The 9671-nt window shown below is 70.7% G+C and carries 7 protein-coding genes; all 7 read left to right on the top strand.

Features of this window, described 5'->3' with window-relative positions; translation table 11 throughout:
* Window positions 1-5 precede the first annotated feature (5 nt).
* The 7 genes from DLJ53_RS16870 (at window position 6) to DLJ53_RS16840 (ending at window position 9654) form a co-directional block, all read left to right on the top strand.
* On the top strand, window positions 6-1868 hold the full coding sequence (locus DLJ53_RS16870) for an efflux RND transporter periplasmic adaptor subunit (RefSeq protein WP_162409285.1): 1863 nt from the start codon (window positions 6-8) through the stop codon (window positions 1866-1868).
* Window positions 1869-1884: 16 nt separating this feature from the next.
* The gene (locus DLJ53_RS16865) at window positions 1885-4041 is read left to right on the top strand and encodes a PqqD family peptide modification chaperone (RefSeq protein WP_111347359.1); all 2157 of its coding nucleotides are present in this window, start codon (window positions 1885-1887) and stop codon (window positions 4039-4041) included.
* A gap of 70 nt (window positions 4042-4111) precedes the next feature.
* Window positions 4112-4876: a SapC family protein gene (locus tag DLJ53_RS16860; protein WP_111347358.1), complete on the top strand. Its 765-nt coding sequence runs from the start codon at window positions 4112-4114 to the stop codon at window positions 4874-4876.
* Window positions 4869-6839 (top strand): preprotein translocase subunit SecA, encoded by a 1971-nt coding sequence (locus DLJ53_RS16855; protein WP_111347356.1) that lies wholly within the window; start codon window positions 4869-4871, stop codon window positions 6837-6839. Before DLJ53_RS16860 ends, DLJ53_RS16855 begins: the two co-directional genes overlap by 8 nt.
* Before the next feature lie 14 nt (window positions 6840-6853).
* Complete coding sequence (locus tag DLJ53_RS16850; protein ID WP_162409283.1) at window positions 6854-7663, top strand: efflux RND transporter periplasmic adaptor subunit; 810 nt, start codon at window positions 6854-6856, stop codon at window positions 7661-7663.
* A gap of 144 nt (window positions 7664-7807) precedes the next feature.
* Entirely contained in the window at window positions 7808-8632 is an 825-nt protein-coding gene (locus DLJ53_RS16845) for a phosphogluconate dehydrogenase C-terminal domain-containing protein (protein WP_111347353.1), read from the top strand.
* 80 nt (window positions 8633-8712) lie between these two features.
* Window positions 8713-9654 (top strand): D-ribose ABC transporter substrate-binding protein, encoded by a 942-nt coding sequence (locus DLJ53_RS16840; RefSeq protein ID WP_111347351.1) that lies wholly within the window; start codon window positions 8713-8715, stop codon window positions 9652-9654.
* Window positions 9655-9671 lie beyond the last annotated feature (17 nt).

Raw genomic sequence — 9671 nt, 5'->3', positions numbered from 1 at the left:
TGAACGTGGACGTCCAATCCAGCCAAGGCGAGGCGGATCCGCTCCAGGGTGAGCGGGTCAGCTTCTCGCTGATCGACCAGTCGCTGTGGGCGAACTTCTCCGGCGCGGAGAGCCCCGAGGCGTTCGTTGCCGCCTGGCTCGGCCTGCAATGCCGGCAGATCCCGGGCGCGCACCATGCCGTGGCGGTCCTCGGCGCGCCGGACACGGGCCCGTTCGAGTCGGTCGCCACGATCCCCTCCGGCGATGCGCCGGGGCGGGCGCTGATGCGCGCGGCCGAGGCGGCGATGGCGGACCGGCGCGGCGTTCTCATGCCGGCGCCGCCAGCGGATACCGTCATCGCGCACCCGGTCGTCGTCGACGGATCGCTCTACGGCACGGTGGCGCTCGCCGTTTCCCGCGGGGCCGTCGCCGAGGGGGAGGCGATGCGCCGCCTGCGCTGGGGCGCCGGCTGGCTGGAGGCGCTGCTGCGCCGCGAGCAGGGGGCCCGCGATGCCGCCGTGCGCGACCGCACGCAGCAGGCGCTCACCTTCCTCGCCACGGTCCTGACCGCACGGCGCTTCGACGATGCGGCGATGGCGCTCGTCACGGAGCTGGCGCGCGAGCTCGCCTGCGACCCCGTCAGCCTCGGCATCAGGCGGCGGCGTCGTGTGCATGTCGCGGCGGTCAGCCACGCCTCGAGCTTCGCCAGCCGCATGAATCTCATGCAGGGCCTCGGCCGGGCGATGGACGAGGCGGTCGACCAGGAGGACATCGTCCTTTATCCGCCGCCCGCGCACTGGGACTACCGCATCACCCGGATGCACGAGGAGCTGGCGCTCGCGCACCAGGCCGGCTCGGTGCTGACCGTGCCGATCCAGGCCAAGGGCGCGGTGATCGGCGCGATGACGCTGGAACGGCCGGCGAGCGCCCCCTTCGATGACGAGACCGTGGAGCTCGTGGACGCCGTCGCCAGCATGGTCGGCCCGGTGCTGGCCGAGATGCGGCGCAACGACCGGCCGATCGTCCTCAAGGTCGCGGAGGCGGTCGGCGGGCTCCTCGCGCGGCTGTTCGGACCGCGCCATCTGGGGGCCAAGCTCGCGACTGTCGCGGTGGCGATCCTCGCCTATCTGGCGCTGACGGTGACCGGCGAATTCACCGTCGGCGGTCCGGCCCGGGTGGAGGGCGCGGTGCAGCGCACCGTCACGGCGCCGTTCGCCGGCTACGTCGCGACGCAGACCGTGCGGGCGGGCGAAACCGTCCGCGAGGGGGAGCTGATCGCGACCCTCGACGATCAGGACCTCAACCTCGAGCGGCTCCGCTGGACGACCGCGCGCGGCCAGCGCGAGGTGGAGTACGATCGCGCACTCGCCGAGCGGAACCGTGCCCAGGCGGCGATCATCAAGAGCCAGATCGCCCAGGCCGAGGCGCAGCTCGCCCTCATCGAGGAACAGATCGCCCGAACCCGGATCACCGCGCCGTTCGACGGGATCGTCGTCTCCGGCGACCTCAGCCAGTCCGTCGGTGCGGCCGTCGAGCGGGGCGAGGAGCTGTTCAGGATCGCCCCGCTCGACGCCTACCGCGTCGTCATCGAGGTCGACGAGGGGGACGTCGCCGAAGTGGAGCCGGGACAGACCGGCCACCTCGTCCTCGCCGCCCGCCCGGGCGAGGCGCTCGGCTATACCGTCGACATGGTGACCCCGGTTGCCGAGAGCCACGACGGGCGCAACGCCTACCGCGTCGAGGCCTCGCTGCGGGACGATGCCGACTGGCTCCGTCCCGGCATGGAAGGCGCGGCGCGCACGGACGTGGACGAGCGCCTTCTGGTCGTCATCTGGACGCGCCGGCTCGTCAACTGGGCGCGCCTCACCCTGTGGCAGTACGCGCCGTGACGCCGGGGGGAGGGTGATGGCCGCCGAGAAGCGCCTGCACAGCCCCAACTGGTTCCGCGTCGCCGAGCTGAAGCTGCGCCTTCGCAACCACGTGCGGCTGCACCGGACACACTATCGCGGGACGCTCTGGTACGTCCTGCAGGATCGCACCTCGGGGCGCTTCCACCGCTTCACCCCGGCGGCGTACTTCTTCATTTCGCTGCTCGACGGGACGCGGACCACCAGCGAGGCCTGGGACATCGCCTGCGAGGCGCTGGCCGCGGAGGCGCTGGCCCAGGACGACGTCATCCGCCTGCTGGCGACCCTCCACCACGCCGACGTCCTGGTGGGCGACGTCCCGCCGGACATCGAGGAGCTGGCCGAGCGCGGCCGCAAGGGTCGCTCGCGGGCACGGCTGATGCGCGTCATCAACCCGCTCGCGATCCGGATCCCGGTGCTCGATCCGGACGGCTTTCTGCGGCTCACACTGCCGCTCGTGCGGCCGATCCTCTCCGTCGCGGGGCTCGTGGCGTGGGCTCTCCTCGTGCTGACGGGAATCGCGCTGGCGGCCGTCCACTGGGGTGAGCTCACCCACAATGTGCTCGACCGCGTGCTCTCGCTGCAGAACATCGCGCTGATCCTGGTGGCCTATCCGGCGATCAAGGCGATCCACGAGCTGGGTCACGCCTACATGATCAAGCGCTTTGGAGGCGAGGTGCACGAGATCGGCGTCATGCTCCTCGTCTTCCTGCCGGTCCCCTACGTGGACGCCTCCGACAGCCTGTCCTTCCCGCAGAAATGGAAGCGCGCGCTGGTGGCGGCGGCCGGAATCCTCGCCGAAATGGCGATGGCGGCGGTGGCGATGATCGTCTGGACCGGGGCCGAGGCGGGCGTCGTGCGCGCGTTCGCGTTCAACGTCATGCTCATCGGCGGCGTCTCGACGGTCTTCTTCAACGGCAACCCGCTGCTGCGCTTCGACGGCTACTTCGTCCTCTCCGACCTCGTCGAGATTCCGAACCTCGCCCGCCGCGCCAACCTCTACATCGGCTACTGGGTGCAGACGCGGATCCTCGGGGCCAAGGACGTGCGCAACCCCGCGACCGCGCCGGGGGAGGCGGGGTGGTTCGTCTTCTATGCCGTCGCGGCGTTCCTCTACCGTCTGATGATCTTCTCGGCGGTGATCCTGTTCGTCGCGACGAAATTCTTCGTCGTCGGCGTGGTCATGGCGCTCTGGGCGCTGACGCTGATGTTCGTCGTGCCGGTCGTCAAATGGCTCGGCTTCCTGTTCACCTCGCCGGTGCTCAACCGCACGCGCGGCAGGGCGCTCGCCCGGCTCGGCGCGGTCGTCGCCGTTGTGGCGTTCGTGCTGCTCGCGATCCCGCTGCCGTTCGCCACCATGGCGGAAGGCGTGGTGACGACGCCGAGCGAGGGGCGGCTCGTCGCCGAGGTGGACGGGACCGTCGCCGAGGTGCTGGTGGCGCAGGGCGCGGAGGTTGCCTCCGGGGCGCCGGTGCTGCGCCTCGCCGACCCGCTGCTCGCGGCCCGCGTGGCGCTGCTCGAGGCGACGGTGGTGGAGCGTCAGGCCCGCTATGACGCCGTGCGCGCCATCGACCCGGGCCGCGCGCGCGTCACCGCCGCCGAGCTCGCCCATGCGCGGGAGGACCTGGCCCTCGCCAAGGTCCGCATGTCGGGCCTCATGGTGCGCGCACGCACCGGCGGGCGGGTGGCGCTGCCGGGGCATACGGACCTCGTCGGGCGTGCGGTGCGCAAGGGCGACGTCGTCGGCTTCGTCAGCCCCTTCGTCGATCCGGTCGTTGCGACCCTGATCCCCGAGGCGGACGCCGACCTGGTGCGCACCGCGACACGACGGGTGGAGATGCGCTTCGTCACCAATCCGGCCACCGTCCACGACGGGACGGTGACGCGCGAGGTGCCGGGGCTGACGGCGACCCTCCCGAGCCTGGCGCTCGCGACCGTCGGCGGCGGCCGCATCGTTCTCGACCCGGCACGCCCGGTCGAAGAGGCGCGCGCGCTGCAGAATTTCCTCGCCCTCGAAGTCCAGCCGCCGGCCGGGCAGCCGTTCGAGGCGATCGGCGCGCGGGTCATGCTGCGGTTCGTCCACGCGCCGACGCCGATCGCGGTGCGCGTCTATCGCCGCGCCCGTCAAATCTTCTTGTCCACATTCTCGGTTTAATGATTGGCCATGTCCCGACCGAAGATGAACAATCACGACATGGCACAGACGATCACAAGGGAGACGACCCGTGGCGACGCAACTGTTGTTCTATAGAAACGCCGTTCCCGTGAATGCACAGCGTCACAAGATGACGTCGGTGAAGGCGGGCGATAGCTTCGCGTTTGCCCGCAACGTCAATTCCGTGCCCCTCGTCGCTTCGGAATTTGCCGACGCGGGGGCCGAGATGCCCATCGTCTTCGCCGGCGCGGGGGACAATATCGTGCCGACGGCGATCCTCGGCGCGACCGGCTCGCAGAACGCTTTCGTCTCGGGCGAGGGCAAGTGGGGCGGGCGCTACGTGCCGGCCTTCGTACGGCGCTACCCGTTCGTCTTCAGCCACGAGACCAGCGACGGGCAGCTCGTCCTCCACATCGACGAGGAGTTCGAGGGCTGCAACACCGAGGACCGGGGCGAGCGGCTGTTCGACGGCGAGGGCAACCAGACCCACTACCTGAAGCAGGTGCTGCGCTTCCTCCAGGACTACCAGCGGCAGTTCAACCGGACCCGCATCTTCTGCCAGCGCCTCATGGAGCACGACCTCCTGCGCGACATGGAGGCCAAGTTCACCCTGCCCAACGGCGAGCGACGCCAGCTCAACGGGTTCAAGACCGTGGACCGGGACCGGCTGAAGGCGCTCGACGAGAGCGTCCTCATGACGATGCTGAAGACGGACGAGCTGGAGTGCGTCTACCTGCACCTAGCCTCGCTCCGGCACTTCGCATCGGTCGCCGAGCGGTCCGGCGCGTCGGAGGCGGCCGAGGCTCCTGTCGAGCCTGCCGGGGCGGATGCCTGACGCGGCGGTCGCCGGCGGCCTCCACCTCAACCTCTATCCGCAGCGGCCGCTGGAGCGGCGGACGGGCTGGGACGACGCGGCGGACGGCATGAAGGCCGTCCTCGCCACCCGGACGGCCTTCCTCATCCACCGCCGCTGCCGTCGGGAGGCCGCACGCTGCGACGCGATGCGGGCCGGTATCCGCGACGCGACCGACGGCGACCTAATCGGCGCGGCGCGCCGGCTGCGGGACGAGCTGCGTGCAGGTCCGGCGGACCACGCGGCGGCGCTCGCGATCGTCGGGGAGGTCGCGCGGCGCACCGTCGGGCTCGATCCGCACCCGGGCCAGACGCTCGGCGCGCTGGCGCTTCTGGGGGGGCGGCTGGTGGAGATGCAGACCGGCGAGGGCAAGAGCCTCGTCGCGGCACTCGCAGCCGCCGTTGCGGCCCTCTCCGGTACGCCGGTCCACATCGTGACTGTGAACGACTACCTTGCCGTCCGCGACGCCGAGGTGTTTGCGCCGCTGTACCGCCGGCTCGGCCTCACCGTCGGCGCCATCGCCGAAGGGGACGACGAGAGCGCCCGGCGCGGGACCTACCGGGCGGATATCGTCACCGTGTCCAACAAGGCGCTCGCCTTCGACCACCTGCGCGACCGCGTGGGGACCGGCGGCCAACTCGACGACGTCTCGCTGAAGGTGTCGGCGTTGACCGGCCGGGGCGGACCCGGGCGGCGCCAGCCGGTGCTGCGGGGGTTGCCGTTCGCCATCGTCGACGAGGCCGACAGCGTGCTCATCGACGAGGCGCGCATCCCACTCATCCTCTCGCGCGAGGTCGAGGGGGGCGCCGATGCCGCGGAGGCCCGCGAGGCGTTCGCGCTCGCGGACCTCCTCACCGCCGATATTCACTACATGGTGGTGCCGGCCGAGCGGCGGGTGTCGCTCACCGAGGACGGCCGCGCGCTGCTGGCCGAGCGCGTCACCCACGGCCCGTTCGCCAACCGGCTCCGGCGCGAGGACGCGGTCCGCAGCGCCCTCGTCGCCCGCCACCTGATGCAGCGGGGCGAGCAGTACGTCGTCAAGGACGGCAAGGTGGTGATCGTCGACGAGTATACCGGGCGGCTGATGCCCGAGCGCTCATGGAGCGAAGGCCTGCAGCAGTACGTCGAGGCGAAGGAGGACGTGAGGCTCACCGGCCGCAAGACGACGCTCGCCCGCACCTCCTACCAGCGATTCTTTTCCCGCTACATGCGCCTCGCCGGGCTGACGGGGACCGCGCGGGAGGTGCGGGACGAGATCGCCAGGACCTACGGCCTCGTCACCATCCGCGTCGCGCCGGACCGCCCGTCGGGGATGCGGCGCCACCGGGCAAGGGTTCACACCGGTGCGGAGGAGAAGTGGGCCGCCGTCGCGGCACGCACGGGCGTGCTGCGCGCGGAGGGGCGGCCGGTGCTCATCGGCACCCGCTCCGTCGCCGCGAGCGAGCGCGCGAGCCGCGCCCTCGGCGAGGCCGGCATTCCCCATACGGTCCTCAATGCCGTCAACGACCGCGAGGAGGCGGCGATCGTCGCCCGGGCCGGCGAGGCGGGGCAGGTGACCGTCGCGACCAACATGGCGGGGCGCGGGGTCCATATCGCGCTCGGCGAGGGGGTGGCGGCGCGCGGCGGGCTCCACGTCATCCTGACGGAGCGGCACAGCGCAGGGCGCATCGACCGGCAGCTCGAGGGCCGCACCGCGCGGCAGGGCGAGCCCGGCTCCACCGAGGCGATCCTGGCGCTGGACGATCCGCTCGTCGTCACCGCCCGGACGCCGCTCCTCGCGCCTATCGCTCGCGGGCGGGGGTTCCTTGCCATGGTGGCGCGGCGCTGCCTCGTGCGCATCGCGCAGCGGCAGGCGGAGCGGATGCACTACGCGGCCCGGCGCGCCCTCATCCGTCATGACCGGCGCACCGACACGATGCTGGCCTTCGGCGGTCCTCCGGAATGAGAGAGGCGAAAGGGATGGCCATGTTGCAGCGCTGTTTGACCGTGGCGGTGATCTGCCTGATCGCCTCCGGCGCACGGGCGGAGACGCTGGAGTGCCTCATCGAGCCCGACCTCGTCATCGAGCTCGCGACCCCGGTGGAAGGGGTGATCGACGAGATGGTCGTCGACCGCGGCGACCGGGTGGACGCTGGCGACGTGGTGGCCAGGCTCGACTCCCAGCTCGAGCGCATCGCCGTCGAGATGGCGAAGGAGAAGGCGGAGGACGACAGCTCGGTGCGCGCGTCGGCATCGCGCCTCCTCAACCAGACGCGCACGCTCGAGCGCACCCAGACCCTGTTCGAGCGACGCACCGTCCCCCAGGCGACCCTCGAGGAGGCGCAGATGCTGCGGGAGGTGCGCGAGATCGAGCATTCCTCGACCGAGCGGCAGCTCGCCATGGCGCAGGTGGAGCTGAAGCGGGCGGAGACGGTGCTGGAGCGCCGGGCGGTGAAGAGCCCGATCGCCGGCGTCGTGCTGGAACGGCTGCTGCAGGCGGGCGAATACGCGCACGAGCAGGCCAACATCGCCAGGATCGCGCGGATCGACCCGCTGCGGATCGAGGTCTTCGCGCCGATCCGCCTCTTCGCGTCGGTCAAGGTCGGCGACCCGGTGACGATCCATCCGATCGAGCCGGTCGGCGGCAGCTACGTCGGCAAGGTCGACGTGGTCGACCAGGTGTTCGACCCGGCGAGCGGCACCTTCGGCGTGCGCATCACGTTGCCGAACCCCGGCGAGAAGATCCCGTCGGGCCTGCGCTGCACGGCGGACTTCGCCCCCGACAGCTGACCCCGCACCCTCCCGGCCGGCAGCTCCGTCCCGGTGCGGAGGCGCGGCGCGTTCGCACGTCCGGGACGTTATTGATCATCTCATCATACCAGTTGACAAGATGATGTCCCGGCGCGAGGGTCCGTCAGATCTGGGAGGAAACGAATGAAGCTTGCTCTCCTCGGCGCCGGCGGAAAAATGGGCGTGAGGCTCGCCAACAACCTCGTCGGCTCCGGTTATGACGTCGCGTACGTCGAGGTGTCGGACGTCGGCCGGAAGCGCCTCAAGGACGCCATCGGCGCCGACTGCGTCGACCTCGATACCGCCGTCAAAGGCGCCGGCGCCGTCGTCCTCGCCGTGCCGGACACTCTGATCGGCAAGGTCGCCGGGCCGCTCGTGCCGAAGCTCGACCCGGGCACCGTCGTCATCTGCCTCGACGCCGCGGCCCCGCACGCCGGCCACCTTCCCGAGCGGGCGGACATTTCCTATTTCGTCACGCACCCGTGCCATCCGCCGATCTTCGGCGACGAGCCGGACATCGACGCGCTGCGGGACCATTTCGGCGGCATCGCGGCGAAGCAGTCGATCGTCAACGCGCTGATGCAGGGGCCGGAGGAGCATTACGCCGTCGGCGAGGCCATCGCGAAGACGATCTGGAAGCCCATCCTGCGCTCCCACCGCGTGACGGTGGAGCAGATGGCGCTGCTGGAACCGGGCCTCTCGGAGACCGTCGCCGCCACGCTGCTGCTGGCGATGCGGCAGGCGATGGACGAGGTCGTCGCCCGCGGCGTCGACAAGGAGGCCGCGCGGGACTTCCTGCTCGGCCACATGAACGTCCTCGGAGCGGTGATCTTCGAGGAGGTCGAGGGCGTGTTCTCCGACGCCTGCAACAAGGCGATCGAGAACGCGATGCCCGTCCTGATGCAGCCCGACTGGAAGAAGGTCTTCGAGCCGGACGAGATCATGGAGAGCATCCGCCGGATCACCTGACGCCCACCACAAGCTGACGCGGCACGACCGGCGGCGCTCGACAAGCCGACGGCGATGAACGAACACCACAGGGAGGAACCATGCGTTTCAGCACCACGCTTCTGTCGGCGGCATTCGCCGCGGCGGCAGCCTTCGCCATCCCCGCCACGGCCTCGGCCGAGGGCATCATCGCGATCATCACGCCCAGCCACGACAACCCGTTCTTCAAGGCCGAGGCGGAGGGGGCCGCCTCCAAGGCCGAGGAGCTCGGCTACGAGCCGCTCGTCCTCGTCCACGATGACGACCCGAACAAGCAGAACCAGCTCTTCGACACGGCGATCGCCCGTGGCGCGGTCGCGATCGTCCTCGACAATGCCGGCGCGGATGCGTCCGTGGCGCCGGTGAAGAAGGCGAAGGAGGCGGGGATCCCGTCGTTCCTGATCGACCGCGAGATCAACGAGAGCGGTATCGCGGTCTCGCAGATCGTCTCCAACAACTACCAGGGCGCGCAGCTCGGCGGCGAGGAGTTCGTGCGGCTGATGGGCGAGGCGGGCAAGTTCGCCGAACTCGTCGGCAAGGAGTCCGACACCAACGCGGGCATCCGCTCGGCGGGCTACCACGACATCATCGACCAGTATCCGGACCTCGAGATGGTCGCGCAGGAGTCGGCCAACTGGAGCCAGCCGGAAGCGTTCCAGAAGATGCAGACGATCCTGCAGGCCCACCCGGACATCAAGGGCGTCATTTCCGGCAACGACACGATGGCGATGGGCGCCTGGGCCGCGCTCCAGCAGGCGGGCCGGGACGACGTGATCGTGGTGGGCTTCGACGGCTCCAACGACGTGCGCGACTCCATCCTCGCGGGCGGCATCAAGGCGACGGTGCTGCAGCCGGCCTACCGTCAGGCCGAGATGGCCGTGGAGCAGGCGCACAAGTACCTCGCCGACGGCGAGACCGGCCAGCCCGAGAAGCAGCTCATGGATCTCGTCCTCATCAACGAGGAGAACGCGGACAAGCTCGAGACCTTCGCGCTCGGCGACTGAGCCTGCGCCCGCCGGCC

Source organism: Acuticoccus sediminis (assembly GCF_003258595.1).
Classification (GTDB): Bacteria; Pseudomonadota; Alphaproteobacteria; order Rhizobiales; family Amorphaceae; genus Acuticoccus; species Acuticoccus sediminis.
The sequence above is the reverse complement of the archived record's forward strand: the minus strand, read 5'-3'. Positions and strand labels throughout refer to the sequence as shown.

Coding starts and splice junctions, on each gene's coding strand:
- DLJ53_RS16865 (WP_111347359.1), top strand. CDS start 1,885: ATGGCCGCCGAGAAGCGCCTGCACAGCCCCAACTGGTTCCGCGTCGCC.
- DLJ53_RS16850 (WP_162409283.1), top strand. CDS start 6,854: ATGGCCATGTTGCAGCGCTGTTTGACCGTGGCGGTGATCTGCCTGATC.
- DLJ53_RS16855 (WP_111347356.1), top strand. CDS start 4,869: ATGCCTGACGCGGCGGTCGCCGGCGGCCTCCACCTCAACCTCTATCCG.
- DLJ53_RS16845 (WP_111347353.1), top strand. CDS start 7,808: ATGAAGCTTGCTCTCCTCGGCGCCGGCGGAAAAATGGGCGTGAGGCTC.
- DLJ53_RS16840 (WP_111347351.1), top strand. CDS start 8,713: ATGCGTTTCAGCACCACGCTTCTGTCGGCGGCATTCGCCGCGGCGGCA.